This window comes from Flavobacterium sp. H4147 (assembly GCF_029360735.1).
Taxonomy (GTDB): Bacteria; Bacteroidota; Bacteroidia; order Flavobacteriales; family Flavobacteriaceae; genus Flavobacterium; species Flavobacterium endoglycinae.
The window spans coordinates 727682-754287 of record NZ_JARKNB010000002.1 but is presented as its reverse complement, the minus strand read 5'-3'; the positions used below and the strand labels follow the sequence as shown (position 1 = coordinate 754287).

General features: G+C 32.1%; 29 protein-coding genes. 8 read left to right on the top strand and 21 right to left on the bottom strand.

Annotated elements, in window-relative coordinates; genetic code table 11:
• Position 1: 1 nt before the first annotated feature.
• From P2W75_RS11040 to prmA, 9 genes are all read right to left on the bottom strand, one after another.
• Positions 2-412 (bottom strand): hypothetical protein, encoded by a 411-nt coding sequence (locus P2W75_RS11040; RefSeq protein ID WP_207296741.1) that lies wholly within the window; start codon positions 410-412, stop codon positions 2-4.
• Positions 413-517: 105 nt separating this feature from the next.
• A complete protein-coding gene (locus P2W75_RS11035) occupies positions 518-1189 on the bottom strand; it encodes a YiiX family permuted papain-like enzyme (protein WP_276380525.1) in 672 nt (223 codons plus the stop codon).
• Positions 1190-1288: 99 nt separating this feature from the next.
• Positions 1289-2194, bottom strand: a complete 906-nt coding sequence (locus P2W75_RS11030) for a hypothetical protein (RefSeq protein ID WP_276380524.1) — start codon at positions 2192-2194, stop codon at positions 1289-1291.
• Between the two features lie 21 nt (positions 2195-2215).
• A complete protein-coding gene (gene kdsA / locus P2W75_RS11025) occupies positions 2216-3034 on the bottom strand; it encodes a 3-deoxy-8-phosphooctulonate synthase (protein ID WP_207296738.1) in 819 nt (272 codons plus the stop codon).
• Positions 3035-3516: 482 nt separating this feature from the next.
• Complete coding sequence (locus P2W75_RS11020; RefSeq protein WP_276380523.1) at positions 3517-3969, bottom strand: 2-dehydro-3-deoxyphosphooctonate aldolase; 453 nt, start codon at positions 3967-3969, stop codon at positions 3517-3519.
• Positions 3970-4073: 104 nt separating this feature from the next.
• Complete coding sequence (locus tag P2W75_RS11015) at positions 4074-4751, bottom strand: lysoplasmalogenase (protein WP_276380522.1); 678 nt, start codon at positions 4749-4751, stop codon at positions 4074-4076.
• Entirely contained in the window at positions 4729-6015 is a 1287-nt protein-coding gene (locus tag P2W75_RS11010; protein ID WP_276380521.1) for a sterol desaturase family protein, read from the bottom strand. The genes P2W75_RS11015 and P2W75_RS11010 overlap by 23 nt, the downstream gene beginning before the upstream one ends.
• Positions 6016-6082: 67 nt before the next feature.
• The gene (locus P2W75_RS11005; RefSeq protein ID WP_207296734.1) at positions 6083-6358 is read right to left on the bottom strand and encodes an ATP-dependent Clp protease adaptor ClpS; all 276 of its coding nucleotides are present in this window, start codon (positions 6356-6358) and stop codon (positions 6083-6085) included.
• Positions 6359-6400: 42 nt separating this feature from the next.
• On the bottom strand, positions 6401-7234 hold the full coding sequence (gene prmA, locus P2W75_RS11000) for a 50S ribosomal protein L11 methyltransferase (protein ID WP_276380520.1): 834 nt from the start codon (positions 7232-7234) through the stop codon (positions 6401-6403).
• A 113-nt stretch (positions 7235-7347) separates the two neighbouring features.
• Here prmA and P2W75_RS10995 point away from each other — a divergent pair, with 113 nt between their 5' ends.
• Together P2W75_RS10995 and P2W75_RS10990 are read left to right on the top strand one after the other, a co-directional pair.
• Positions 7348-8484 (top strand): hypothetical protein, encoded by a 1137-nt coding sequence (locus P2W75_RS10995; protein WP_276380519.1) that lies wholly within the window; start codon positions 7348-7350, stop codon positions 8482-8484.
• Positions 8444-10771, top strand: a complete 2328-nt coding sequence (locus tag P2W75_RS10990) for a hypothetical protein (RefSeq protein ID WP_276380518.1) — start codon at positions 8444-8446, stop codon at positions 10769-10771. The genes P2W75_RS10995 and P2W75_RS10990 overlap by 41 nt, the downstream gene beginning before the upstream one ends.
• Before the next feature lie 197 nt (positions 10772-10968).
• On the opposite strand, the gene tpiA is transcribed toward P2W75_RS10990, so the two are convergent.
• The 5 genes from tpiA to P2W75_RS10965 all read right to left on the bottom strand — a co-directional run bounded on the left by tpiA (position 10969) and on the right by P2W75_RS10965 (position 15343).
• A complete protein-coding gene (gene tpiA / locus P2W75_RS10985; protein WP_276380517.1) occupies positions 10969-11721 on the bottom strand; it encodes a triose-phosphate isomerase in 753 nt (250 codons plus the stop codon).
• Between the two features lie 89 nt (positions 11722-11810).
• Positions 11811-12308, bottom strand: coding sequence for a TlpA disulfide reductase family protein (locus P2W75_RS10980; protein WP_207296729.1), 498 nt, complete (start codon positions 12306-12308; stop codon positions 11811-11813).
• A 363-nt stretch (positions 12309-12671) separates the two neighbouring features.
• A complete protein-coding gene (locus P2W75_RS10975; RefSeq protein ID WP_276380516.1) occupies positions 12672-13331 on the bottom strand; it encodes a YqiA/YcfP family alpha/beta fold hydrolase in 660 nt (219 codons plus the stop codon).
• 260 nt (positions 13332-13591) lie between these two features.
• Positions 13592-14713 carry a BT_3928 family protein gene (locus P2W75_RS10970; protein WP_276380515.1) on the bottom strand — a complete coding sequence of 374 codons (1122 nt, stop codon included), beginning with the start codon at positions 14711-14713 and terminating at the stop codon, positions 13592-13594.
• An 87-nt stretch (positions 14714-14800) separates the two neighbouring features.
• The gene (locus P2W75_RS10965; protein ID WP_207296726.1) at positions 14801-15343 is read right to left on the bottom strand and encodes a DUF1599 domain-containing protein; all 543 of its coding nucleotides are present in this window, start codon (positions 15341-15343) and stop codon (positions 14801-14803) included.
• A gap of 146 nt (positions 15344-15489) precedes the next feature.
• Between P2W75_RS10965 and folP the strand changes: the two genes are divergently transcribed.
• Together folP and P2W75_RS10955 are read left to right on the top strand one after the other, a co-directional pair.
• Positions 15490-16320 (top strand): dihydropteroate synthase, encoded by an 831-nt coding sequence (gene folP / locus P2W75_RS10960; protein ID WP_276380514.1) that lies wholly within the window; start codon positions 15490-15492, stop codon positions 16318-16320.
• A gap of 161 nt (positions 16321-16481) precedes the next feature.
• The gene (locus P2W75_RS10955) at positions 16482-17114 is read left to right on the top strand and encodes a hypothetical protein (RefSeq protein ID WP_276380513.1); all 633 of its coding nucleotides are present in this window, start codon (positions 16482-16484) and stop codon (positions 17112-17114) included.
• Positions 17115-17151: 37 nt separating this feature from the next.
• On the opposite strand, the gene rlmH is transcribed toward P2W75_RS10955, so the two are convergent.
• The 7 genes from rlmH to P2W75_RS10920 all read right to left on the bottom strand — a co-directional run bounded on the left by rlmH (position 17152) and on the right by P2W75_RS10920 (position 23252).
• Positions 17152-17625: a 23S rRNA (pseudouridine(1915)-N(3))-methyltransferase RlmH gene (rlmH, locus tag P2W75_RS10950; protein WP_207296723.1), complete on the bottom strand. Its 474-nt coding sequence runs from the start codon at positions 17623-17625 to the stop codon at positions 17152-17154.
• 193 nt (positions 17626-17818) lie between these two features.
• Positions 17819-18124, bottom strand: coding sequence for an antibiotic biosynthesis monooxygenase (locus P2W75_RS10945; protein WP_207296722.1), 306 nt, complete (start codon positions 18122-18124; stop codon positions 17819-17821).
• A gap of 134 nt (positions 18125-18258) precedes the next feature.
• Entirely contained in the window at positions 18259-19677 is a 1419-nt protein-coding gene (locus P2W75_RS10940; protein WP_276380512.1) for an adenosine deaminase, read from the bottom strand.
• Between the two features lie 644 nt (positions 19678-20321).
• The gene (locus tag P2W75_RS10935) at positions 20322-20606 is read right to left on the bottom strand and encodes a GNAT family N-acetyltransferase (protein ID WP_207296720.1); all 285 of its coding nucleotides are present in this window, start codon (positions 20604-20606) and stop codon (positions 20322-20324) included.
• A 5-nt stretch (positions 20607-20611) separates the two neighbouring features.
• Complete coding sequence (locus P2W75_RS10930) at positions 20612-21007, bottom strand: OsmC family protein (protein ID WP_276380511.1); 396 nt, start codon at positions 21005-21007, stop codon at positions 20612-20614.
• Positions 21008-21009: 2 nt separating this feature from the next.
• Complete coding sequence (locus P2W75_RS10925) at positions 21010-21891, bottom strand: pirin family protein (protein WP_276380510.1); 882 nt, start codon at positions 21889-21891, stop codon at positions 21010-21012.
• Between the two features lie 260 nt (positions 21892-22151).
• Positions 22152-23252 carry a DNA alkylation repair protein gene (locus P2W75_RS10920; protein WP_276380509.1) on the bottom strand — a complete coding sequence of 367 codons (1101 nt, stop codon included), beginning with the start codon at positions 23250-23252 and terminating at the stop codon, positions 22152-22154.
• 294 nt (positions 23253-23546) lie between these two features.
• On the opposite strand from P2W75_RS10920, the gene nadC reads away from it, so the two are divergent.
• The 4 genes from nadC (at position 23547) to bla-B1-FLAV (ending at position 26605) form a co-directional block, all read left to right on the top strand.
• Positions 23547-24404 carry a carboxylating nicotinate-nucleotide diphosphorylase gene (gene nadC / locus P2W75_RS10915; RefSeq protein WP_276380508.1) on the top strand — a complete coding sequence of 286 codons (858 nt, stop codon included), beginning with the start codon at positions 23547-23549 and terminating at the stop codon, positions 24402-24404.
• 77 nt (positions 24405-24481) lie between these two features.
• Positions 24482-25405: a YihY/virulence factor BrkB family protein gene (locus tag P2W75_RS10910; RefSeq protein WP_276380507.1), complete on the top strand. Its 924-nt coding sequence runs from the start codon at positions 24482-24484 to the stop codon at positions 25403-25405.
• Position 25406: 1 nt separating this feature from the next.
• Positions 25407-25835: a DUF2147 domain-containing protein gene (locus P2W75_RS10905; protein WP_207296714.1), complete on the top strand. Its 429-nt coding sequence runs from the start codon at positions 25407-25409 to the stop codon at positions 25833-25835.
• A gap of 14 nt (positions 25836-25849) precedes the next feature.
• On the top strand, positions 25850-26605 hold the full coding sequence (bla-B1-FLAV, locus tag P2W75_RS10900) for a subclass B1 metallo-beta-lactamase (protein WP_276380506.1): 756 nt from the start codon (positions 25850-25852) through the stop codon (positions 26603-26605).
• Position 26606: the final 1 nt, after the last annotated feature.

The following is a 26606-nucleotide window of genomic DNA, read 5'->3' as shown; positions in this document are numbered from 1 at the left end:
CTTACATTTTAGAAGATAAAAATTCAACTAAAAAATTAGATCGATCAGAAACATTATCCATGTTGGTAAAAGGTTCATGATCTATAGTTAATACCTTTTCTGAATATGAATAAGCACTTTCATAATAAGAAACACCTTCTTCATTTTTCACAATAATTTTCTTTAATGTTTCTTTAAGTGCTTCCTTTCCAAGATCGTCCTTAGTAATTTCTTTCAATGCATTTATTACGGGCATGAAATAAACCTTAGTAAATCCTTCTTCAAATAAATGAGAATGGTCATTTACGGCAAGTGTGTCCCACTTTACATCAAATTCAATTTCGTAACCTGCAATTTGATTTATTTCTGATACCAATGCATTATACTTGTTATCTTGATATTCTTTTACTGCTCTTTTTTCTAAAAGTCCCATGATTAAATTTTTTTTAATTATCTGCAAAAGTATTTTGATTTAAAAAGTTTAATCAGACACAAAAGACATAATTATAATAAAATAAGCTTTTTTATCCTCTGGATATTAGTAGGTATCGATTACTGTTTTCAATATATTAGAATCGGCAATATCAGAAGGAGCAACCACTTTTTCTTCCAGTGGAATATCATTTCCATAACGCTCCTTTAATATCTTTTGTACTCTAGGATCTTCCAAATTAAATTCTTTCATTTCACGCAGTTTAGACAACTCAATTCCAGCATTTTTATAGATTTTCCAAATTAATTCAGAACAGTACATTCGGTTATCTGTCCATTCAAAATAGGCATCATATTCTTTACCATCAAACTGCTGACTGTAGTCTTTCATTTTTTGTAAAACAACTGGAGTCAAAACTGAAGCATTTTTTAATCTTTTAACCACATATTTATTTCCTTTCCCATGCTGAATCCATTCTTCCACTGGAGTTAGTTTTACGGGTTGAACAGCTTCAAAGACAAACCACTTTCCGTTGAGGTTATAAATAATTCCACAATGTGAGAACTTCGAATTGGTTGCAATACGAACGGCTTCGCATTGCTTAGATTCAGAAGTTTGAAAAATAAGATCACCGTCTTTAAACTTGCTGGCAACTGTTTTTTCAGGTTTTGTTCCCGTAAATGGATTGTTAGGAAAAACTTTTATGGCCACAAACCAGGCACATCCAAAACTTAGTATAAAGGTTATGAGTGGAAATAGATATTTATTCTTTTTCATAAAGTGTTTTTTAAAGTACTTTGAATTGCAAAGTAAATAATAAAAAAAATAGTTACCAAATAAATGATAACTATTTTTTTTGAATATATTTTGAGACTTTTAGATTCTAAAAATGCCGCCTACAGCCACAATTTTCTGAAAGAAATAAAAGTGCTGAGAAGCTTTATCTTCGTTGCTTACCGTTGTTCTAATGTCTTTCATGTCGATATAACCGCCTTTTAATTCACCTTGAATATAGAAGTGCTTAAAGAAAGTAACATTTAAACCTGCTTTCGCAGAAACTCCGTAACCAGAAGTATGAAAATCGTCATGGCGCTCCTTACCTAAAAGTGTAGTATTGGTTTTAGGATATAAAATTCCAGCTCCAAGACCTTCAGTTAAGTTAATCTGAACTTTATCAATATTAGGAAGACGAAATATTTTTGAAATATCATCGAATCTTGAAACCTCAGTATTAATATAGTTTAAACCATCTGTATGTTCGTACATTAAAAAAGCAGGCCCGTTTGCAGGTGTAACGCCATTGTCATAACCACCTTCTTGAGCTCCACCTTGAGACATGTCTACAGGCGTATGGTTGTAATTACCATTGTAAATATGCGCAGGATCGTCTGCAGGTAGATTGATGTTTCCAGTAACGTTTGCAATTTGGTTTTGTGTCATTACATATTTCATGTGGTCAACACCAATTGTTACACTGTAATGATCACTAAAGAAATAACCCAATCTCAAATTGGTTTGCGGAATAGTCATATTTGCCGGATTAATATAATCAACATGCCATCCTTTTGGTTTGTCATGAGCTTTCATATCTTCAACCGTGAAATTGTAATCTTTACCTCTGAAGTTTACATCAGATTTTGAGTAGCTATCTCTGTTACCGCCCCACATAATAAAGAATTTTCCTTTATTGTGAGCAGTATATTTTTGTACAGGTATTTCTTCCTGAGCAAATGTGTTTAAAGAAACACAAGCCAGTAAGAAAAATAAAAATTTTGTTTTCAAAGAACTTAAGTATTATAATTATTAGAATGAGTTAACGGTTTTTCTAATAGCAACTAATTTATTCATTAAGCCTTCGAAATAATCTAAATGAAGCATATTAGCACCATCACTTTTTGCATTTGCAGGGTCAAAGTGTGTTTCGATAAAAATACCATCTACACCAACTGCAATACCAGCTTTTGCTACTGTTTCAATCATATCAGGTCTTCCGCCTGTAACACCAGCGGTTTGATTTGGCTGCTGTAATGAGTGTGTAACGTCTAAAACGGTAGATGCATATTGCTGCATAGTAGGAATTCCTCTAAAATCAACAATCATATCCTGGTAGCCAAACATGGTTCCGCGGTCTGTTACCATAACGTTTTCATTGTTACAGTCCAGTACTTTTTGAACAGCGTGTTTCATGCTTTCTGGACTCATGAATTGTCCTTTTTTTAGATTAACTGTTTTTCCAGTATTTGCTGCTGCAACAACTAAATCTGTTTGACGAACTAAAAATGCAGGAATCTGCAGTACGTCAACGTATTGTGCAGCCATATCAGCATCTTCGTTTGTATGAATATCAGTAACGGTTGGAATGTGAAAGGTTTCTGAAACTTTTCTTAAAATTTTTAAGGCTTTTTCGTCTCCAATTCCAGAAAAGCTATCAATTCTAGATCGGTTAGCTTTTTTGAAAGATCCTTTGAACACATAAGGAATCTGAAGATTGTCGGTAATACCAACTAATTTCTCAGCAATTCTAAGCGCCATTTCTTCTCCTTCAATAGCGCAAGGTCCCGCCAGTAAAAAGAAATTCCCGCTTTCAGTATGCTTGATTTGTGGAATATGTTGTAAGTTCATAAAATTATTTTTTTGCAATGCAAAGGTAGTTATGATTTATGAGTTTCAGATGAAGATTTAAGATTATTTTATGACTACTAAAAGTTAATTATGTAATTATTTTCTTTCTTTTTTAATAAGGATTGTTTTACGATTCTCCAACTATAATTTTTCTTTCCTCCATTTTTTAATTAAAAATTGAATTAAAATAACCATAAGAAGGACACATAGTAAAAAGAAACAGGCCATGGCAATTCCTAAAAGAGGCATGCCGCATCTGGCTGGATTTGGATATTGTTCGTATTGCTTTGTAAAATTATAATCGGAAATTTTGAAAGCGATATAAGAAAGTATTATATGGGAAATTATAGTAATAATAGAGATTCTGCCAAACTTTAAAGAATTTTTATGCTGAATAGACTTAGTCCCCACTATTAACTGCAATACAAGCGGTACAAGAATTAATATAAATGGCGTAATTTCCAACATATTTAAATATTTTCTTATTCCTTTTTCAGACTCAATCCCATCGGAACCATTAAAATTCCTTTTTCATATACATTTAAATAAAGCGTTATTGGCTTTTTTTGTCCTTCCCAAGTTAATTCGTAAACATTTAAAAATCCAGCTCCCATGTCGCTTCTTTTTGTTGGAAAAGGGCAACAGGTTTCTAAGCGTTTAAAAGTAATTTTTTCACCATTTGGACCCGCTAATGCATTTAAAAAACGTACTTCGTTTTCGGCTTCATTTCTAGTATTTCTGAAGAATATATTTACGGGATAATCAGGATCGTATCCGTATTTTTTGTCTTTGCTGAATTGTGAAATTACAAACGTGTTATTTCTGCTTAAAATTAAATCAGGCGCATTATCATCAACATTTTTTAAAGTAGATTTTGTGCTGATACAAGAAGTTGCCGTAGCTAATAAAACAAGGAATACGATTATTTTTTTCATGGTAGAAAGGTTATTTTGGTCTTACAAATGTAAAAGGTTTTTTTATCGCAAACAGCAAGAGTTAACGTAATTTTTATACAGCTTTAAAACTTGTAAAAATTGATTTAGTCTTTCTCTTTTCGGTTTAGTTTGATTATTCCTGTTACAATCAGATATTGTGCCACAAGATAAGTCAGCATAATAAAAAATGAACTTTTCCAGAGAGGATTGTAAAATTTATTGACGGCCAGTATACTGTCTGAAATGACAAAAAACAAAGCACCCAAAAATACGAATTGATTTGCTGGTTTCGGCCAGATCAAAAGTCCGTTGTAAGCAAACAAAAGCATTATTGAAATAACGGAAGCGTAGACGATTACTGGAATTTTTAAATCACCTAAAGAAGGCAGTAAAATAGAAAGCATCGCAATTAAATAGCCTGCAATGATAATGCTTCCTACAACAAAAAATGAGATGTTTTTTCGAACTCTTTCTTTTATCTGGCGATTAAAAAGAACACAGTACAAGATATGAGCAATTAGAAAAGAAACTAAACCAATAATGAAATAGATTTCTGAAATATCAGCAAAGAGTAAAATAACATCGCCAATCCAAGAGAAAAATAGGGCGGCTAAAAGAATTTTTCGAGTTGCAAATTTTTTATTAAAATAAACACCAATTGTCAGTAAAGGAATTAATATGGGTTTTAAATAATAATCAAAATTTTCGTGTCCTAAGAATAAAAGAAGCAGATAGAGAAAACTAAAGACTGTAAAGATTTTAAAGAAAAGATTTTTTTTCATTGTGGGTTTGGTTTTGATTGGTTTTGAAATCAATTGTTACAAAGTAAATGCTTATCAAAAACGACAAGACTAAATAGCTTAAAACGATATAATTACTTAAATGAAAAATTGAGTTTAAACCAAACCAGTCACCATAATAGGTGATAATACCAATTGCAGATACTAATCGAAAACCTTCCCAAAATATGGCATATCGGCTTTTATCCATAAGTTCAGAATTGCTGTAGATGGTTACCAAAATAAAAAATCCATAGATGAATATATTTGGGAGACCAATTTTGGCAATATTATCAAACAGATAACTCACAAATAAAAGCGTTATCAAAATCTGAATAACCGACCAGTAAATAAGTTTTTTAGAATTATTGGTACCATATTTTTCAAAATCAAATACGTTTTCGATTTTGTATACTGGATATTTTTCATCGAAATCTGCTGGACGCCATCCTGTTGGTTTAAACCAGATTGTCAGTTTGTCTTTCAAGTTTTCGGCGCGCCAGGCATCTTTAATCAATAAAGTCAAATGCTGAAAATTAATTTTTACAGGATTCCATGTATGAGCAGGTCTGGTGATTCCAAACACAGGAGGAACATCATCTAATTCTTCTTGAAAAGTACCAAACCATTTATCCCAAAAAATAAATATTTGTGAATGGTTCTTATCTAAATATTCGGGATTTATAGCATGATGAACCCTATGATGAGAAGGCGTAACAATAATGTGTTCTAGAAATCCCAATTTTTTGATATGTTTTGTATGATACCAAAATTGTAAAAACAAATGCAGTGGAAGAGTGATAGCAATAACAGAAGCAGGAACGCCTAGAAGAGCAGCCGGAATCAGTAAAAAAGTAAATAAATTGGCTAAACTAGCAATAGGCTGGCGGAGTGCGCAGGCCAGATTAAATTCTTCGCTGCTATGATGTATCGCGTGTTTGTTCCAGAAAAAGTTAATTTGATGAGCAAATCTATGGCTCCAGTAACCGTAAAAATCAATTACAAAAAAAGCAATGATGTAAGATATAACGCTAGGCTCTTGATGAAAAATGGCAATTTTGGAAACCATCCATTCATAGGAAAGAAAAGTAACGCTTAAACCTAAAACGTCTTTAACAGAATTGGTTATTCCAGAACTAATGCTCGATACACTGTCGATTAAAGGAGCAGTGTCGTTTTTTTTATAAATGCCGTATATTTTTTCAATAATAATGAGGGCTAAAAAAACCGGCATTGCGATAATTAATATCTTTCCGTATTCTTCCATAAAAAAAGCATTCTATTTATGTCAAATATAGAATAAAATAGAATGCTTTTTACAATATTTTCAAAAACTAAACAATCTCGGCACTAAGCCCAGCTTCTAAAAGAAGTGTACATTGGGGTTTTAATTTGTCGATAGGACCTGTTTTTACAGTGCATTTTCCGTTGTAATGTACAATTAAGGAACATTGTTCTGCTTGTTCAGGAGTGTGGTCACAAACACGCATAAGTGTGTCAATAACGTGATCAAAAGTATTTACATCGTCGTTGTAAAGAACAATTTCGTTATTGAAGACTGTAGCCTGCTTTTCGCGAACTCTTTCTTTTACTTTTTCTTTAGTACTCATTTTTTATAAGTTTTTGTACTTGTTTGTTGTAATTCCTTTATACTAATTTACGTATTTTAATGAAACCCAGTTGTTTCGCTGAAGCTTTTTAACATACGTTAAGCCTTTTTCAGTACATGAAGCATCGATAAAAGGAATGTCTTCTTCATAAAAACCGCTGAATAAAATAATTCCTTTTGGGTTTAAACTATCTACATATGCCTGCATATCGTTTAACAAAATGTTTCTGTTGATGTTGGCAATAATCAAATCGTATTTTTTTCCTGCCAATAATGCTGCATCGCCTTCATAAACGCTGATATGTTTACAATTATTGCGTTCTGCATTTTCGATAGAGTTGAGGTAACACCAATTGTCAATATCGATAGCATCAATAGGTTCTGCGCCTTTCATTTCGGCTAAAATGGCTAAAATGGCAGTTCCGCATCCCATATCAAGAGTTTTTAAACCTTTAACGTCTATCTCCAATAAATGCTGGATCATCATATGAGTGGTTTCGTGATGACCAGTTCCAAAACTCATTTTAGGTTCGATTACAATATCAAATTCAGCATCTGTTTTTTCGTGAAAAGGAGCGCGAACATGGCATTTTCCATCTACATCAATAGGTTCAAAGTTTTTTTCCCATTCTTCATTCCAGTTCACCTGATCGATTTCTTCAATTGTATATTCAATTTTAAACTCTTCAGACTGCAAAATATAAATATCATCCAGAATATTTTCGTCCCATAAATCCTTCTTCACAAAAGCCGAAATTCCGTTTTCAGTCTCTGTAAAACTTTCAAACGCTTTTTCGCCCAATTCAGCAACTAAAATTTCTGATCCAAGTTCTTTTGGCTCTATCGTAAAGTGATATCCTAAATATATATTTGACATAAAAAAAATTTTTGCAAAGGTATGAATCAAATGCAAAAGTTGTTCATAAATAAATCAGAAACTGGAAATTATTAATGCTAACTTTGATCTTCTTTTATAGGAATTTTCACGTTATGAAGAATATGCTTATTATTTTACTCTTTCTTATCTTAAACGGAATGGGTTGTGTAAAAGAACATGATATTGTTCGGTCTTTTTGTTACTGGAAAACAGATTTGTACTTTCAGCAGGAAGATGATTCTTTGATTCATAAAATGGGTGTAAAACATTTATATCTCCGTTTTTTTGATGTAAACTGGAATCCATATTCCAAAGAAGCACTTCCAGTGGCCACAATCAGAAATATAGAACTAAACGAAAGCAATCCGGAAGTTACACCTAGTATTTTTATCGCAAATGATGTTGTTTTGAATACCAATAAAAAACAACTGGATAGTCTTGCTATTAGAATTGCGAAACGCGTGCAGGATATTGGTAAAAAAATGCTCGAGAGTAAGGCTCAAAGAAAAGCATCAAATATTGTTTATACAAGAAGTGATTATAATCAGGAAAACTATAAATCATTAAATTATGATTCAGTACGATCTGCTGAACTGGCTAAATTAAAAGTAGATTTTAAAGAAATTCTGATTGACTGCGACTGGACAGAAAAATCAAAGAAGAACTATTTTTATTTATTGGATAAAGTCAAAAATCAGTTTCCTAATGCTAAAATTGCGTCAACGATTCGTTTATGGCAGTATAAATATGCCACAAAAGCTGGAATTCCGCCAGTTGATAAAGGATTGCTGATGTGCTATAATATCACAAAACCAGATGATTTTCAGACTAAAAATTCAATAGGAACGAGTACAGAATTAGAACAATATTTAACCCATAGTGATTATAAACTAAAGCTTGATGTTGCTTTGCCATTATACAGCTGGGCAGTTGTTTTTAGGGGGAATGAGTTTAAAGGAATTTTGTCTGATTATGAAGATGTAATCAACAATAGGAATAAGTTTAAGAAGATTGAAAATGATAAATACCTTTTACAAGATGATATTTTGGTTGGCGGAACCTATTTGCGAAACGGAGACGAAATCAGAATAGAGAAAATATCTGACACAGAACTCGAAAAAATGATTTCGATTATAAAAAATAAAATTTCAATTGACGATCAGACTAAAATAACGTTTTTCTCTTTTGATAAAAAATACATTAAAGATTATGGAACCGAAAATATATCTAAATACTATGAAAGTTTTTAGCAGTTTGTTTTTGTTATTGGTTTTTCAGCTTTCGTCTGCATGCGGATGGAGTGTAGAACCCGAAACTTCTCGTCTAGCATTGTTTAAAGCAGAAAGAGAAGGTTTTTTTAAACTCACGCCCTTTTATTATTCGGCAGACTTGTATTATTCTACCAATACTATTTCTACAGTCGATTGGGATGTAAATTGTAAAGAATGGCAGAAAAAATTAGGAGAAACCGTTAAACCTGAAGATGTTTATACCATTTTATACGAAACAAATTCTGAGCTGATTGAAAGTGCTTTTGAAAATAAAACATTACAAACAGCATTTCCTAAAAATACTTTTATACAGGCATTATTAAAGTCAAAAAACAAAGCTTATCTCAATTATATTGTATTTGCCAAGAAAATAGAATACAGCAGCAGCCAAGAAGTACAATGGGAATCATGGGGAAATATTGGATATGGAAATCAAAACCATGCATTAGCTGATTTAGGAAGTTTTGATAAAAAAATAAATTCTGCCAAAGATGATTTTTTGAAACAGCGATATGCGTTTTTATATTTAAGATATAGTTTTTATGCCGGAGATAAAAACCAGGTAATCAAATTGTATGATACTTATTTTACTAAAGAATCAAACACCATTTTGAAACCTTGGGCATTGTATTACAAAGCTTTATGTATTACTGATTTTCCAATGCAGAACTATCTTTTAAGCAAAGTATTCGTTTCATGCGAAGAAAAATCATTTGCTGTTTTACAGCATTATAACTGGAAACTAAAAAATGAAACTTTAACGTTGGCTCAAAACGATGCAGAACGAAGCGCTATTCTAACGATCGAAAGTCTTAGAAATCCAGCACCAGATTTAGAAACACTAAAAAAAATACACGAACTCAATCCAAATAGTTTGTATTTGAGTTTTTTGATTGGTAGAGAAATTAATAAGTTAGAAGACTGGCTTTTAACACCGCAATATACAAATAATGGAACGCCTTCTGTTGTATTTGATAGTATGAGTTGGTATGATAATTATGCCAAAGCTAAAGCTGAAAATTACACCAAAGACATTTTTTATTTAAGACAAGTAAGGGATTTTCTAATTAGTATTCATGATAAAACTTCTGGCGAGCAGAGAGATTATTTGAGTGCAGGAATCGCACAAATTTTATTTTTGAATGATGAAATAGATTTAGGAAAGAAATATACTGCTATGATTTCTTCAAATGCTAATCAATCAATACAAATGCAGAAGAACATGTTATTGGCTTTAGTTTCTTTAAAACAAGATGATTTGAAGAATGAAAAAGTACAAAATCAGCTTTATGCGTATTTCAATTCAATTGAAAATTTGGCAGAAAAAGATAATGGATTGTTTAAAAACTTATACAGTTTATATCGAATTGCAAGTGACGAATTCTACAAAAAAGGGGATACTGTTTTAGCAGGTCTCTTAAACATGAAATCTGATATTAAAAATGAAGGTGGATATTCTGTTTACGACAGTCCTTATTTTTATAGTTATATTGGTTATTTTGATCGTCATGCTACTACAGAAGATATAGATCGTTTAATTGCTTTGCAGAAGAAAGATGATAAAACGCCTTTTGAAAAATATCTTTGTACGGGAACCATTGCTTCTGATATCAATTATTATAAAGATTTAAAAGGAACCATTGCTTTCAGAAATAATAATCTGGAATTGGCTTACGAAACATTTGCCAGCATGCCGAAGGATTTTTGGGATAAGAATTATGAGTATAAAAATTATTTGAATGAAAATCCTTTTATACCAAAGATTCTTCAAAAGCAGGAAGAGCGAAAATTCGATTATCACTTCAATAAAACAGATTTTATTGCCAAATTGATTCAGCTGAAAAAACAAAATACAGCATCTAGTAACCTGCAATTAGCGCATGCTTACTTTAATGTTTCGTATTTAGGAAACTCTTGGATGATGAGCGCATACGACTGGACTTCCGGAAATTCTTATGTAGATTACATTTACGGTGACAACTCTGCCAATGAAAAGAAATACCAAAACGGTAATTATTACCATTTGAAAATGGCGAAATTGTATTATGAAAAAGCCTTAAAAATATCCAAAAACAACAACGAAAAGGCAATGGCAAGTTTAATGATTTTCGAATGTAATTATTATGGATATTACGCCGATTTTATCGATGACAACAGACCTGCATTTAAAGCCGGAAAAGAACTTCGTGATTTTTATTCAGTTTATAGTAAAACGTCAATTTTCAAAAAATACGATTGTCCGTTATTGTCGTCGTTTATTAATTAATTTTTTTAATTAAAAATTAAAAATTAAAAATTAAAAATTAAAACTGAGTTGTAGTATCAATAAAAAAAGCGTTCGCTGTGCGAACGCTTTTTTTATATAGCGATTTCAAAATCTAAAATCTAAAATCTAAAATCTAAAATCTAAAATCTAAAATCTAAAATCTAAAATCTAAAATCTAAAATCTAAAATCTAAAATCTTAGATAGCGGTAACAATAGCCAAGAAATCATCTGCTTTTAAAGCAGCACCTCCAATTAAACCACCATCTACGTCTGGTTTAGAGAAGATTTCTTTAGCATTTTCTGGTTTTACAGAACCACCGTATAAAATAGAAACTTCATCAGCGATTTCAGCTCCAAAAGCTTTACGGATAGTTTCTCTAATGAATTCGTGCATTTCTTGAGCTTGTTCTGGTGAAGCAGTTTCTCCTGTTCCAATAGCCCAAACTGGCTCGTATGCTAAAACAATTTTAGACCAAGATTCTTTTGCAATGTGGAATACACCGTCACGTAATTGGTTTTCAACAATGTTGAAGTGATTTCCAGATTGACGATCTTTTAATTCTTCTCCAAAACAGAAAATAACTGTCATGTCGTGTTTCAAAGCAGTATCTACTTTACTTGCGATTAAAGCATCTGTTTCGTGGAAAATAGCTCTACGCTCAGAGTGACCTAAAATTACGGTGTTAACACCAATGCTTGTTAACATATCTGCAGAGATTTCTCCTGTAAAAGCGCCACCTTCAGCTTGGTGAACATTTTGAGCAGAAACTCCAATAGTTGTGTTTTTTAATTTTGCAGCTGCCACTTGTAAGTTTACAAAAGTTGGCGCTACAATTACTTGTGCATTAGTTTTTGCTGGAACTTTAGCAATTAACTCGTTTAATAATTCTTCAGTTTGAGCTGCATTTTTATGCATTTTCCAGTTTCCTGCAACAATCGATTTTCTCATTTTGGTAGTTTTTGTTATTCTTTTAATTTTTTTGTTTGAATGAAGTAAATCAAAATAACGGCATTTTAAGAACTGCCATTAAATTGATTTTATTTTAAGCTTTTAAGCGTTTCATTTATTTTATCGAAATCAGTTTCGATAGCGCGGTATAAAACAATTTTTCCAGTTTTGTCGATAACAATGTATCTTGGAATCCAGTCTAAGTCAATTGCTTTTCCAAAAAGACCTTTCATCCCGTCGTTCATCATATAATGATCGCCTTTGTTTAATTCGTGTTTTTCAATTCCTGCTTTCCATTTATCAGCCGTTTTATCAGCCGAAATAAACAGGTAAGAAACATCAGGATTATTAGCTTGTAATTCTTTTAATTTCGGCATTGCTTTTACACAGTCGCCGCACCAAGAAGCCCAAACTTCGATTACTAATGTTTTTCCTTTGTATTTTTTTAAAATGTTTTTAAAAGTAGTCTGACTATCATCAGTTCCTAATAATTTTTCAGATAAAGCTTCTTTTGAAAAACTGGTTTTCTGAGCTTGAGAGCATGAAAAAGTAATAAATGCTATTACAGCTAAAGCAATTTGTTTCATAGTTATGTCAAAAATTATTTATAGCGGAATTTGAAATTCCACGTTTTGAATTGTGTTTTGCGAGCATTAAAAAATGGCTGCGAACAAAGTTAAACAAACAAATTGAAAGCCAAATGTAGATTAACAAAATTTGAAGAGACGTTTATTTTATAACAAAACAATCGGTTTTGGTTGAAAAAAGAGGAATGAAATCGTAATAGTTGGTTTTAAATTCGGCTTATTTTTGAAATGATTTTTTTGAAAGACGAAAATAAGGTTAAAAAAATAGCATTTTAAATAATTTTAAAGAGAAAAAAACGTCAGATTTGGAATAAAAAAGCCTTCAATAAAAATAATTATTGAAGACTTTTTTTGAGATTTTGATTAATTCAAATCATAATTTCCCGATGCCCATTTTTTGCATGGCACAATCCAGCCGTCTAATGCTTTGAACAAAAATCCATGTTTTAAACCAGTGTTTAGTTCAACTTCTTTAAAATGATTGATTTTCAGTTTTGAAGTTTCTTTTCTTCTTATTGCCGAAACACCATAAATATCTGATTTTTCATAAATTGTCAAAATATTTCCGCAGAAATTAATATCTGGAATTTCCTCAATATCAACATCTCTAAAGCAGCCAATAAAAACAAAATTTACATTTGGATTGGCTAAATACGTTGAAACATATTGTGCAATATAACCGCCTTTAGATGTTCCAATAACCGTTATTTTGTTAGGTGCAACACCTTTTTTTAATAATTCCTGAATCTGCTTTACAATCTTTTGGGCATAGTTTGGAACATTAGTATTTTTGCTTCGAATTTCACTTAAAACAATAAAATTATCTTTTCTAAAAGAATTTAAAATTTCATTGTATTCGGCTTTTCCATATTCTGGGTGAGATTCGTTCAAATTATGTTCTTCAACAAATTTATTATGAAGAAAAAATATATAAGATTGGTCGTTATTTTTTTTCTGCCCAAAACTTATAATACTAAATAGAATTGTAAATGATAGAATAATTAGATGGCAGTGTTTTTTCATTGTGAATATGTATTTAAATTTGAGTAATCAAGTTTAAAGATGGCATTTTAATTTCTAAGTTTTCTATTGTGTATACGAACATTTAGCAATGGCTCATTACAAATTTATTGTCTGAATAAAATTTATTCTGCCATTATTCAAATCTAGGAATATTATTTGCAAAATGAAATTTAGCTTTTTTGGCTGAAAAATAGTTTACAAAAGAAAAGCGCCGAAAAGCTAAATTGTTTTTCGGCGCCTATTTCATATCTATAATTCGATTAAAGACTATATGCTGTATCAGATAATTTTAAATCATCAATATCGTTGTAATGAAGTTTTTGAACTACAGTTCCTTTATGTAAAACCACAATGCTTGGATTGGCTCTTTCAACTGTTTTTAGAGTAGTTGCGTCGCAGAAGTAAAAATCTACATTTAAATTGTAATCTTTTTTAGCTTTTGCGATTTCATCAGCTCCAGATGCGGTCATGGCAATAACTTTATATCCTTTTGCTTTGGCATCTTCTGTAACTTTAGCTAGTTTTTTCATGCCTTCTGGTTTCGATTTGCTTAAATCATAGGTTACAAAAATCACTAATTTTGGTTCTTGCAGCAATTCATCTTTGTGATCAGCATCATCTTTTGTCATCGTAAAATCATGAATTGGCGGAACATAACCTTCTGTAATAACTTTATCTTTACGATCGACGAAAGTAGCGCCTTCTGGAATATTCATTAAATCTTTCTCAGTAAACTCTTTATCAACTCCGTTTACTTTGTAAATGAAAATCATTTCCACCACAGATTTTGGAGCGTCTTCTGGAATTTCCATTCCTTTCTGAATGTTGTTTCCAACTTTATACGGACGAAAATCTTTAATTGGATTATGATTTAAAACCCAATACGCCATAAAAGCCGATAGAACAACGCTTAAATAAACGACAAGATTAGTTTTTGAATTTGAAAATAAAGGTTTTATTAATTTTTGATTGATGAATAAAATCAAAATAAAGAATAATAAAATAACGTCTTTACCAAATGACTGCCAAGGCGTTAAGTGTAAAGCGTCTCCAAAACAACCGCAATCTTTTACTACATCAAAATAAGCAGAGTAGAAGGTAAGGAACGTGAAGAAAACGATTAAAAGTAATAATGCCCAAATAGTTTGTGTGGCTTTATAACCTACTAATAACATAACACCCAGAACGACTTCTAGAATTACTAAAAAAATCGCTAATCCTAAAGCCAGCGGCTCTAAAAAAGGCATATTGAAAACCGGCTCACTAAAATATTCGGCCAGTTTATATGAAAATCCAACAGGATCATTCAATTTTATTAATCCAGAAATAATAAATAATACACCGACAAATAATCGGGAAAATTGAGTAATGATGTTTTTCATGACAAATATTTAGGGTTTTAATTCCAAATTTTTTAAATCCCAAAACCAATTTTAAAGTTGGAATTTGGGATTTTATTTTTTGAAATTTTATTTCGTAATAGGATTAAGGATTAATGCAAAAACAGAATAATTAATCATATCCTGATAATTAGCATCAATTCCTTCAGAAACTAATGTTTTACCTTTGTTATCCTCGATTTGCTTAACGCGAAGGAGTTTCTGCAGAATTAAATCAGTTAAAGAACTTACTCGCATATCACGCCAGGCCTCACCGTAATCGTGGTTTTTGGCTTCCATTAAATCTTTAGTAAGCTGCACTTTAGCATCATACAATTCAGTTGCTTTTTCCACATCAAGATCAGGCTGGTCAACAACACCTAATTCTAACTGAATCAAAGCCATAATAGAATAATTGATGATTCCGATAAATTCTCCTTTCTCGTCTTCATCAACTTTACGGATTTCATTTTCCTGTAAACTTCTAATTCTTTGTGCTTTTATGAAAATCTGATCTGTCAATGATGGAAGTCTTAAAATTCTCCATGCACTGCCATAATCTTTCATTTTATTGATAAACAAAGTTCGGCAGACTGCGATTACATTATCAAACTCTTGGGAAGTATTCTTCATTTATATGCTGTATATTTGCTAAAATTTCTTCAAAAATAAGGAAAAATTAAAGAGTTTCAAGTTTCAGGTTTCAAGTTTTTCTAAACAAATTGTTAACGGGATAAACGTTAAACCTGAAACTTGAAACAAATAAAACAAACAAAACAATGACAATTAACTGTAAAGGAGAACTTATAGATTTGTCGATTCCTAAAGTTATGGGAATCCTTAATGTTACTCCAAATTCTTTCTTTGACGGCGGGAAATATAAAAATGAAAACGAAATTCTTTCGCAGGTTGATAAAATGCTTTCTGAAGGCGCAGCTTTCATCGATATTGGAGCATATTCGAGTAAACCCAGCGCAGAGTTTGTAACGGAACAAGAAGAAATAGACAGAATTGTTCCGGCAATCGAATTGATTTTAAAGCATTTTCCGGAAACTTTGTTGTCAATTGATACTTTTAGAGCAGAAGTTGCCAAAGCGAGTATAGAAAGCGGCGCGGCGATTATAAATGATATTGCGGCAGGAGAGTTAGACGAAAAAATGTTTGACGTAATTGCGCATTACAACGTTCCGTATATAATGATGCACATGCGTGGAAATCCGCAGACAATGCAGAGTTTGACGCAATATGATGATATTAGTAAAGAAATGCTTTTTTATTTTTCTGAAAAAGTAAAAAAAGCGAGAAGTTTAGGAATCAACGATCTCATTTTAGATCCAGGTTTCGGCTTTGCTAAAACAACCGATCAGAATTATGAAGTAATGCAAAAAATGGAACTTTTTAATGTTTTAGATTTACCAGTTTTAGCAGGAATTTCAAGAAAATCAATGATTTATAAAACACTTGATATTACGCCTCAAGAAGCTCTAAACGGAACCACTTTCTTAAATACGATTGCTTTGACAAAAGGCGCAAAAATTCTTCGCGTTCATGATGTGAAAGAAGCTGCGGAATGTGTTACTTTGTTTGGAAAGTTAACTACGGATTTTTAATGTCTATTATTTTAACACATAGAAACATAGATTTTATTGTGTTAAAAGGATTGAAAGAAACAAGTTTCCACACATAGCTCTGTTTGTTAATGTCAGTGAAACGCCTTCTGTAAGTTTCCAAAATCTATGATTCTATGTGTTTAAAATTAAATTGCTTTTTTATGAAATACCTTTCTCTACTTATAATTTGCCTTCTATTTTCCTGCGGAAAAAAAGAAGACGTATTGTTACCAAAATCAAACATTTCAATTGTAAAAGATGTACAAGATCATTCCCCAATTTACCTCTTTTTTAAAGTGGATGGAAAAGATACAATCGCAGATTTAAACCGGAAAAGCGCTATTATTTCAACGAACTGGATTTTCAACATAGACAAACGTTTGCCTTTGAAACTCGTAATTCCTGAAGTAATTAAAATGCAGGAAAAAAAGCGAAATGAAAAAATGCATCAAAATGAGGAATCTGAAAACTATTATTCATATGCAGATTCTGTTGGGAAGAATTTGGCATTTCTGCCTTTTACGAAAGTGTTTTATAAAATGGATAGACCCGAAAGAGGAAATTTTGTTGTGTACTTTAAAAAAGGGAAACAACAGGTTTTTATGGGGAATCAGGAAATAAAAATTTCAGAAATATTAAAACAATTTTATAGTATAAAGTTTGACAGAGTCCCAAATTTGGTCTTTTTATTCGATAAGAATATGAGTTATGAAGAATACATTCAATATAAAATTCTACTTCAAAAAGATGTGACTTATAATCTGGATAAACTTCCAGTAGAATTCATTTTTTAAAATACTGAATACTAAAAACTGAGACTGTATATTTATATTACTGATGATGATAAGGTTCGTTTCGTAAAATCGTAAATCCGCGGTACAATTGTTCGATGAAAAATAAACGTACCATTTGATGCGAAAAAGTCATTAGCGAAAGCGAAACTTTTCCCTGTGCTTTTTTATAAACAGTTTCAGAAAAGCCATAAGGGCCGCCAATTACAAAAACCAAAGTTTTGACACCAGAATTCATTTTCTTTTGTAATTCTTCAGAGAACCCAACGCTTGAAAAAGTCTTTCCATTTTCATCTAATAAAATCAATTGATCTGTGGCAGAAAGTTTTGAAAGAATGAGTTCGCCTTCTTTTTCTTTTTGCTGGCTTTCAGATAAGTTTTTTACGTTTTTGATGTCTGGAATAACTTCCAAATCAAATTTGATGTAAAATGACAAACGTTTAGTATAATCGTCAATCAAAGTTTGAAGCGATTTATTATCTGTTTTGCCTATTGCGAGAAGTTTGATGTTCATTATTTAAGTTTTTTTTGCCACGAATTTAATTTAAACACATAGAAATATAGTTTACTTTATCTGCAAAAGGCGCTTCACTAATTTAAATGCACATAGCTATGTGTTAAAGCTTGCTTTTTATGTAAACTTAAATAGAAACAATAAAAAATCTATGTTTCTATGTGTTTCAATTTTTATGAAAAGCTAATTTTAATTATTGTTTTTTATTTTCAAAAACAGATTCAAAGTGTTCTACAATTGGAAATGGCTCGTAATAATGATGCAAAATCTTTTTCCATTCCAAATACGCTTTAGAAGTTCGAAAACCAATTGTATGATCTTCTAATGTGTTCCAATCCACTAATAAAAGGTATTTGTTTTCAACTTCCAGACATTTTTCCAAACGATGTCCTAAATATCCATCAATTGAAGAAATATATTGACTTGCTTTCGCAAAATCAGCTTCAAATTGAGAGGCTAATTCTGGTTTTACATAAAGAAATGCTCCTTCTAAAATCATAATTTATATATTTTTTTTCACGCAGATTTTACAGATTTAGGCAGATTTTTTGATATTTTAATATAAAAGAAATCTGCGATCATCAGCTTAAATCTGTAAAATCTGCGTGCAATCTTCGCACAGATTAACAAATGTTAGTTTTTAGAAAACTTGGCTTCAAAAGCTTTAAAACGACTATCTAAATCTTTTAGTAATTGTTTTTTAACCGAAGCATCTTGAATAAAACTGTAATTGATGCTGTTATAAACGTATTTTTTTATCGTTTCGTAATTCACATCAGGGTATCTTTTTGCGAGTAAAACATATTGTTCAGTCATATTGCTTCTTAAAATACCCGCGTCGTCAGTGCTGATTACAATTGGCACATTAAATTCTTTGTAAAGTGTAAACGGATGTCTGTTTTCTTTTACTTTCAAAATGAATTCATTACTCACCAAATTAATTTCAATCGGAATATTCTTTTCAGACATATATTTCAGCAAATCATATGAATTGGCTTCGTAAGCAATATCAACTCCGTGACCAATTCGGTTTGCACCAGCAATATAAATTGCATCATTAATATGCCAAGTTAATTCTTCTGGCTGAACCAATCCTAATGTCAATTCGCCCGCATGAAGCGTATATTTTACATCTGGAAATTTTGAGTGGCAATATTTAAACATAACCATGTGAAGCCAGTAATCCTTCATGGAAGTTTTTCCATGTTCTGGAGAAACAATATTTACACCAGCGGTTAGTTTGCTTTCGCTTGACGAAATAAAAGCAATGACCAGATTTTTAAATAAATCTACAGGTTCCATAAAACGAAGCACAAAGTTTTGATAACGCATGGTGAATTTTTCATCATCGATTTTTAAATCTTTATGCAGTTTTGCTAAGAAATTGGTATTGAAATTATCAGCATATTTTTTAGCGTCTTTTTTCTGAAGCGATTTGTATAATTCATCTAAAAGCTTAAGAACAGCTTTTTCGTCTTTTTGATCTGCTGCCTGACGTAATTTCGAGTTGAAATCGGTCAAATCAGAAACATTCATATCACACGGAATTGTACTTAACTGCGTTTCTATATAAAGTACATTTTCAGCGATAGCACGTTTTTTTAATTCCAGCATTCCTTCTGCAAAATGACCGCTGATGGTAGGTTCGAATTTTTGAAAAGAATCAAAAAACAAATCATCAGAAGGTACAGAAACGCCGTTATAATCTTTAGCCGACCAAGTTTGTATGACTTGCTGCTCGTAATAATCTAATTTTCCTTTGGCAGCAAGAGATGAAAAATTTTCCCAGTTTCCTTTTTCGGGTTTGGTTTTAGAAACCGCCATAGTTTCAAGATTCAAATAAAAGTCTTCTGCAATTGCTCTTTCTAAAAGCGGTTCTGCATAAACAGATCCTGAAAAGTGATGGTGTAAATCGCCTCCTTTAGGCATTTGTTGAAAGAAAGCGGTTAAGAGAGCTTCATTATTTCTGATTTTTTCTAAATAACTCTCAGCTGATTGAGAAAAGCCAATTTGTGCTATAAAAATGCAGAAAAGTGTAATTATTCTTGTCATACTCTAAGATTAAATTACGCGCAAATATACGATTTTTATTTGAGGTTCAAAGTTGCAAAGTAACAAAGGGGCAAAGTTTAGAATAAATGAGTAATAGCAAATTAAATAAAAAAGGCGCACTGCAGTGCGTCTAACGTATGGTAGACATTAGTTGTGTAAACGCATTGCAGCGGTGATTTTTTAACGCAAAGTTCGCAAGGTTTTGTTACCAGGTAGACTTGGTATAAACGCAAAGTTCGCAGAGCTTTGTATAAAAAACTTTGCGAACTTTGCGTAATCCTTTTGCACTCTTTGCGGTTAAAAAAGAAAGACGCATTGTTGTGCGTATCTACAATAACCTATGTCCCTTTGTAACTTTGTCACTTTACGAAAAAAGTTTCAATATTGCGCAATGCAGTGTGTCTAACGTATTGTAGACATTCGTTGTGTAAACGTATTGTAGCGGTGATTTTTTAATGCAAAGAACGCAAGGTTTTGTTACAAGGTAGACTTGGTATAAACGCAAAGTTCGCAGAGCTTTGTATAAAAAACTTTGCGAACTTTGCGTAATCCCTTTGCGCTCTTTGCGGTTAAAAAAGAAAGACACGCAGCAGTGCGTCTCTACAATAAACCTTTGTCGCTTTGAACCTTTGTGACTTTGTCCCTTAAGAGAAAAGTACATCACGAATTTCTTCGACCTTATCAAAAACGCTTTTCGCGAAAGGACAAAGCGGAATAATTTTCACATTATTGGCTCTAGCATAATCTACTGCTGCTAAAACCAGTTTTTTACCCACACCTTTTCCATTAAATTCCGGACTCACTTCTGTATGGTCAATGATGAATTTTGAATCTCCTGCCCAAGTGTATGTCATTTTTCCAGCTTCTTTTCCGTCTTCAATAGCGTCAAAAGAACCTCTTCTTGTATCGTTTGTTTGTTGAATTTCCATGATAATTATATTAATGTGGTTTTAATTTCGATTGAATGTGTCAATGTTTTGTGAATTGGACAACTGTTTGCAATCGTCTCTAATCTACGTCTTTGCTCGTCGTCAACTTCGCCTATTACTTCAATTCTTCGGGTAAATGAGGTGCAATTTCGTTCTGAATCTCTTTCAAAATCAATCTTGACATTGATTTCTTCGACGTTCCATTGTTTGCGATTAATATACATTCGCAACGTAATCAAGGTACAAGAAGCCAATGAAGAAGCCAAAAGTTCGGTTGGATTTAAACCTAAATTTTTTCCGCCTAATTGCTGAGGTTCATCTGAAATTAAAACATTTCCACTTGCAGAAGTAATTTCTGTGCGATACAAACGTGTATCTATTTTTGCCGAAACAGTATCCATAATTATTTGATTCTTGGTTCTGGTAATGGTACAAATTCAGTTTCGCCTGGAACTTTTGGGAAAGTCTGAGCTGTCCAATCTTGTTTTGCTTTTTCGATGAGGTTTTTATCCGAAGAAACAAAGTTCCAAAAGATAAAATGTTCTTCAGGAAACGGCTGTCCTCCAAAAATATAAACTGTAGAATTTTCGGAAATTTCAAATTCACAAAGTGTGCTGTCGGTTGTAATTAATATCTGTTTTGGATCGTAAACATGTTCACCGCTTTTGATGCTTCCTTCTAAAATATACAATCCGCTTTCGCCGAATAAATCTTTTCCAATATTAATTTTTTGCGCTTCTTTGCTTTTAATTTCAATAAAATACAACGGACTATAAACTGGAACTGGTGATTTTTTCCCAAAAGCTTCACCAGCAATCAATTTGAAAGAAACTCCGTTTTCTTCCCAAGCTGGAATATCTTGTGCTTCAACATGCGTGAAATTCGGATCCATTTGTTCCAATTCTTTTGGAAGTGCCACCCAAATCTGCAATCCGTGAAGCATTTTATCTGAATGTCTTAAATATTCAGGAGTTCTTTCAGAGTGAACGATTCCTTTTCCAGCCGTCATCCAGTTAACTGCGCCTGGTTTTATTTCTAACTCTGTTCCTAAACTATCGCGGTGCATTATACTTCCTTCAAATAAAAAAGTAAGTGTAGAAAGTCCAATATGCGGATGCGGAGGAACATCCATATTTTCATGGTCACTTAAATGAGCAGGTCCCATATGATCGATAAATACAAATGGTCCAACGGCTCTTTTTTCACGGAAAGGCAATAATCTACCAACCATAAAATTGCCAATATTGGCAGCACGTTCTTCGATAATTAAACTGATGTTTGACATGTGATATTATTTTGATTTGAAAACAAAATTACAATAGCAATACTTGTTTGTAACTTAATTTAGATTAAGAAAAGTTATTTTTGGTATTATCTATAAAAGTAAGGAAAATGTCTAATTTGTTCAAATTGTTGATTTTGAAATATTTGTGTTCTTTTGTCAGGCTGAGCGAAGTGAAGTCCCGCAAAGTGATTCAGCAAATGTGACTTCGACTTCGCTCAGTCTGACAACACTGATTAGATGTCTTTTTTAGAATTTAAATTTTAATCCGTCAATTCAAACTCCAAAACGTCACTTTCAGTCCCGTTAATAATAATTGATAATTGATGGATTCCGGTATGAAAAACACGTGTTGTAATTAATTTAAAAGATTGATTTCTTTCAATCTTTGTTAACTGATTGGGATGATAGATTTTTTCACTGATTTTGAAGACTTTCTTTGCCAAATGTCCTTTTGCTTTTTTATAATGAACGGCATATTCCAAGCGAACTGTTTTGGGTTCTGTGTTTTTATTGTTTAAGTGAAAATGAAACTGCAGATAATCTCCAATTTTTACTTTTGGTGTTTTGATTTCAAAAGACGAAAGTTCGATATTCGTGCTTTCTAAACCATAATGACCTAAAATTTCAGGATGTCCTTGTTTTAATAAAGTGCGGCAGCCATGCTTGATAATTCCATCGGTTTCTTTGCTATGACCTTTCCATCTTGAAGCGATTTCAAGTACGATTTGGGGATTATCTTTGGCAATATCATTTAAATTATTGGCAACGCTTCTGCGAACATATTCTGATGGATCATTTTTTAGATTTTCTAGAATAGGAAGGATAGATGTAGGATCTTTTTTAAGAAACGGAATCGCCATTGCCCAAGGCAATCTTGGTCGTGAACCTTCGCTTGCCAATCTTCGTACGTGATGATTTTCGTGCAAAGACCATTTTATCATCTCGTTGATCATTCTTTCTTTGTATTTTAAAATGAAAGGACGAACCGCAAACTCGCAGCTTATAAATTGTGTAATAGAAACAAATGCTTTTACCGAAGTTTCAAAATCGTCTAAACCGTACATTTCGATATAATCGGCAAAGAAAATGAAAGCAAGATTCCCATCAGTAAAGCTATTTCTCTTTAAGTTTTCGATAATTTTATTAAGTAAAGAAGCGGCTTCAGCAAAATTTTGAGGCATGAATTGATGAAGCACCACGGTTGTATGTTTCATTCGTTCTTTCCATTCTTTCTGCACAAAATCACCTTCGTAAATGGCTTCAATAAATTTCTGTTTATTGAATGAAGGATGCACTTCGGCAACAGCCTGACCAAATTTTTCGTAAAAAGAAACAGAATAAATATCTTTAATTAATCCCATAAATTTTGCATGATTGAGTCTCAAAGATATTTAATGTTTTTCTATTTTTTCACCATTAAGGCATTAAGTTTATTACGGTTTGAGCTTAATTTTTCTTAATCAATAGATTGCTTAAAAGAAATTTTTAAAGCTGATCGTTTAATTAAAGTAGCATTAAGAAGTTTGAACTTAATTTTCTTAATGTCTTAATGGTTAAAAAAGAAAATTTTAATGTTTTAAAATACTTTTCGCAGAAAGGAAACTTTTAAATCCATAAAATAAGTCCTAATTTAGCATATTATTAAAAATAGAAAAATGATAAGCGAAGCTCAATTTCAAGCAGAATTACAACTTTTGATAAGCAATGCCATAAGAGAAGATGTTGGTACAGGCGATTATAGTTCGCTGGCCTGTATTCCTGATACCGCTCACGGTCAGGCAAAATTATTAGTAAAAGACCAAGGAATAATTGCTGGTGTTGAACTTGCTAAAATGATATTTGAACATGTAGATCCAAAATTGAAAGTAAAAACTTTTATTGAAGATGGAACGAATGTAGAATATGGCGAAGTTGTTTTTGAAGTTTCTGGAAGTTCACAATCTATTTTAAAAGCTGAAAGAGTGGTTTTGAATACTATGCAGAGAATGTCTGCGATTGCGACTAAAACCAATCAATATGTAGCGCTTTTGGAAGGAACTGGAGCCAAAATATTGGATACTCGTAAAACCACTCCAAATTTCAGAGTTGCAGAAAAATGGGCTGTAAAAATTGGTGGAGGAGAGAATCACCGTTTTGCGCTTTACGATATGGTAATGTTAAAAGACAATCATATTGACTTTGCAGGTGGAATTACACGTGCCATTGCTAAAACAAAAGAATATCTAAAAGAAAACAATCTGGATTTAAAAATTATTGTTGAAGCTCGAAATTTAGACGAAATCAGAGAGATTTTGCAAAGCGAAGGCGTTCACAGAATCCTGATTGATAATTTTAATTATGAAGATACTAAAACTGCTGTAGAATTGATTGGCAATAAATGCCAGACGGAATCTTCAGGAAATATCAACGAAAAAACCATCCGCGAATATGCTTTATGCGGAGTAAATTATATTTCATCAGGAGCTTTAACGCATTCTGTTTACAACATGGATTTGAGTTTAAAGGCTTTTTAATGGAGCTATAAATTTTGAGTTATACATTTATGAGTTGATTTATATAATCCAAACTCAACAATCTAAAATCAAAAAATATGTCGCAAGAGATAGAAGATCGGATTGAGAAAATACCTGTGGTTCGTTCTATAGCCCGACTTTTTAAAAGAATAAAACTACCTTGGCTGGAAGGCTTTTCGCTGTATGATTTACTCGAAATGTATACTTTAGGAATTCTTGAAGGTGCATTTTCATATCATGCCAGCGCGGTTTCTTTTAGCTTTTTTATGGCTTTATTTCCTTTTGCGTTGTTTATTTTAAACTTAATTCCGTACATTCCGATAGAGAATTTTCAAGATGACTTCCTGCAATTTGTGCAGCAGAATGTACCGCCAAATACTTTTGATGCCATCAGTAAAATCATCAGCGATATTTTAAATAATAGTCATTCGGGCTTATTATCATCGGGATTTTTGCTTTCGATTTTTTTAATGGCGAACGGAATTAACGGAATCCTGAGCGGTTTCGAATCTTCTAAACACGTTTTTGATAAACGCGGTTTCTTTAGGCAATATCTAGTTGCACTGGCAATTTCCTTAATAATGACTTTTATATTGTTTGTAACAGTAGCAATAATTGTTGTTTTTGAAGTATTTATTCAAAAAACAATTATTCAGGATGTTCTAAGTGATCGCATTCCGCTGATTATTTTGGGACGATATTTGTTTGTGGTTTTAATGATTTTGATAACATCTTCAATATTATTGCGTTATGGTACAAAACAATATAATAAAGTGCCTTTTATAAGCATTGGATCTGTTTTTACCACAGTCTTATTTGTTATATCTTCGTTCTTTTTTGGGATTTGGGTTATAAAATTTTCAAAATATAATGAACTTTATGGTTCTATTGGGACATTATTAATTCTAATGTTTTATATTTGGATAAACTGTATGATTCTGCTTTTAGGGTTCGAATTGAACGCTTCTATCAGAAAATTAAAACAAAAAAAAGAAAAATAATATGAAAAATTTGATGCTAACTATCGGAGTGTTCTTCTTTGCCTTGACCATGCAAAGCCAAAGTGTAATTGGAAAATGGAAAACAATCGATGATGAAACAGGAGAAGCAAAGTCTGTAGTAGAGATCTATGAAAAGTCAGGAAAAATTTATGGTAAAGTGGTAGAAATTACACGTGAAAGCCATAAAAAAGACGTTTGTGTAAAATGCGAAGGAGCAGAAAAAAATAAGCCAATTTTAGGAATGGTTATCATTAACGGTCTTAAAAAAGACGGATCAGAATACAACGGAGGAACTATTTTGGATCCTACAAATGGCAAAAAATACAAATGCTATATTTCATTAGAGTCTGCTGATAAACTAAAACTTCGTGGATATATCGGAATTTCTTTAATGGGAAGAACCCAATACTGGACAAGAGTAAAAAATTAAATTCATAACAACTAATGCGAAAATTAGCATCGATAATTTTATTTCTGGTCATTGCTTCAAATAGCTTTGCACAGTCTAAGAATTCGCCATTACAAATAAGTCATCTTACGGGTGACTTTTATGTTTATAAAACCTTTAATGATTATAATGGAGTGAAAATTTCTGCCAATGCCCTGTATCTGGTTACAGATAAAGGGGTTGTGCTTTTTGATGCTCCATGGGATAAAACACAGTTTGAACCTTTAATCGACAGTATAAAAACAAAACACAATAAAGATATTGTTATGGTTTTTGCGACGCATTCGCATGACGATCGTGCTGGCGGATTGGATTTTTATAGAAAAAAAGGAATCAAAACCTATTCAGGAAATTTAACGGACAAAATCCTCAAAGAAAAAAAAGAACCAAGAGCTGAATTTGTATTTCCAAACGATACCACATTTACAGTTGGAAATCATAAATTTGAAGTGTATTATCCAGGAAAAGGACACGCGCCAGATAATATTGTGGTTTGGTTTAACAAAGAGAAAATATTGTACGGAGCTTGTTTTATAAAAAGTGCCGAAGCCGAAGATTTGGGGTATTTGGGTGATTCTGATGTGAAAGAATGGGAAAAATCAATTAAAAAAGTTCAGTCTAAATTCAAGAATCCGAAATATGTTATTCCGGGACATGAAGGCGGAACAACCAGTAAGTCTATAAATCATACCTTAAAATTGGTTCAGGATTATAATCTTTCAAAAAAGGGTTCCCCAAAAACTGGAAAGTAAT

Coding starts and splice junctions, on each gene's coding strand:
- P2W75_RS11040 (WP_207296741.1), bottom strand. CDS start 412: ATGGGACTTTTAGAAAAAAGAGCAGTAAAAGAATATCAAGATAACAAG.
- P2W75_RS11035 (WP_276380525.1), bottom strand. CDS start 1,189: ATGAAAAAGAATAAATATCTATTTCCACTCATAACCTTTATACTAAGT.
- kdsA (WP_207296738.1), bottom strand. CDS start 3,034: ATGAACTTACAACATATTCCACAAATCAAGCATACTGAAAGCGGGAAT.
- P2W75_RS11020 (WP_276380523.1), bottom strand. CDS start 3,969: ATGAAAAAAATAATCGTATTCCTTGTTTTATTAGCTACGGCAACTTCT.
- P2W75_RS11015 (WP_276380522.1), bottom strand. CDS start 4,751: ATGAAAAAAAATCTTTTCTTTAAAATCTTTACAGTCTTTAGTTTTCTC.
- P2W75_RS11010 (WP_276380521.1), bottom strand. CDS start 6,015: ATGGAAGAATACGGAAAGATATTAATTATCGCAATGCCGGTTTTTTTA.
- P2W75_RS11005 (WP_207296734.1), bottom strand. CDS start 6,358: ATGAGTACTAAAGAAAAAGTAAAAGAAAGAGTTCGCGAAAAGCAGGCT.
- prmA (WP_276380520.1), bottom strand. CDS start 7,234: ATGTCAAATATATATTTAGGATATCACTTTACGATAGAGCCAAAAGAA.
- P2W75_RS10995 (WP_276380519.1), top strand. CDS start 7,348: ATGAAGAATATGCTTATTATTTTACTCTTTCTTATCTTAAACGGAATG.
- P2W75_RS10990 (WP_276380518.1), top strand. CDS start 8,444: ATGGAACCGAAAATATATCTAAATACTATGAAAGTTTTTAGCAGTTTG.
- tpiA (WP_276380517.1), bottom strand. CDS start 11,721: ATGAGAAAATCGATTGTTGCAGGAAACTGGAAAATGCATAAAAATGCA.
- P2W75_RS10980 (WP_207296729.1), bottom strand. CDS start 12,308: ATGAAACAAATTGCTTTAGCTGTAATAGCATTTATTACTTTTTCATGC.
- P2W75_RS10975 (WP_276380516.1), bottom strand. CDS start 13,331: ATGAAAAAACACTGCCATCTAATTATTCTATCATTTACAATTCTATTT.
- P2W75_RS10970 (WP_276380515.1), bottom strand. CDS start 14,713: ATGAAAAACATCATTACTCAATTTTCCCGATTATTTGTCGGTGTATTA.
- P2W75_RS10965 (WP_207296726.1), bottom strand. CDS start 15,343: ATGAAGAATACTTCCCAAGAGTTTGATAATGTAATCGCAGTCTGCCGA.
- folP (WP_276380514.1), top strand. CDS start 15,490: ATGACAATTAACTGTAAAGGAGAACTTATAGATTTGTCGATTCCTAAA.
- P2W75_RS10955 (WP_276380513.1), top strand. CDS start 16,482: ATGAAATACCTTTCTCTACTTATAATTTGCCTTCTATTTTCCTGCGGA.
- rlmH (WP_207296723.1), bottom strand. CDS start 17,625: ATGAACATCAAACTTCTCGCAATAGGCAAAACAGATAATAAATCGCTT.
- P2W75_RS10945 (WP_207296722.1), bottom strand. CDS start 18,124: ATGATTTTAGAAGGAGCATTTCTTTATGTAAAACCAGAATTAGCCTCT.
- P2W75_RS10940 (WP_276380512.1), bottom strand. CDS start 19,677: ATGACAAGAATAATTACACTTTTCTGCATTTTTATAGCACAAATTGGC.
- P2W75_RS10935 (WP_207296720.1), bottom strand. CDS start 20,606: ATGGAAATTCAACAAACAAACGATACAAGAAGAGGTTCTTTTGACGCT.
- P2W75_RS10930 (WP_276380511.1), bottom strand. CDS start 21,007: ATGGATACTGTTTCGGCAAAAATAGATACACGTTTGTATCGCACAGAA.
- P2W75_RS10925 (WP_276380510.1), bottom strand. CDS start 21,891: ATGTCAAACATCAGTTTAATTATCGAAGAACGTGCTGCCAATATTGGC.
- P2W75_RS10920 (WP_276380509.1), bottom strand. CDS start 23,252: ATGGGATTAATTAAAGATATTTATTCTGTTTCTTTTTACGAAAAATTT.
- nadC (WP_276380508.1), top strand. CDS start 23,547: ATGATAAGCGAAGCTCAATTTCAAGCAGAATTACAACTTTTGATAAGC.
- P2W75_RS10910 (WP_276380507.1), top strand. CDS start 24,482: ATGTCGCAAGAGATAGAAGATCGGATTGAGAAAATACCTGTGGTTCGT.
- P2W75_RS10905 (WP_207296714.1), top strand. CDS start 25,407: ATGAAAAATTTGATGCTAACTATCGGAGTGTTCTTCTTTGCCTTGACC.
- bla-B1-FLAV (WP_276380506.1), top strand. CDS start 25,850: ATGCGAAAATTAGCATCGATAATTTTATTTCTGGTCATTGCTTCAAAT.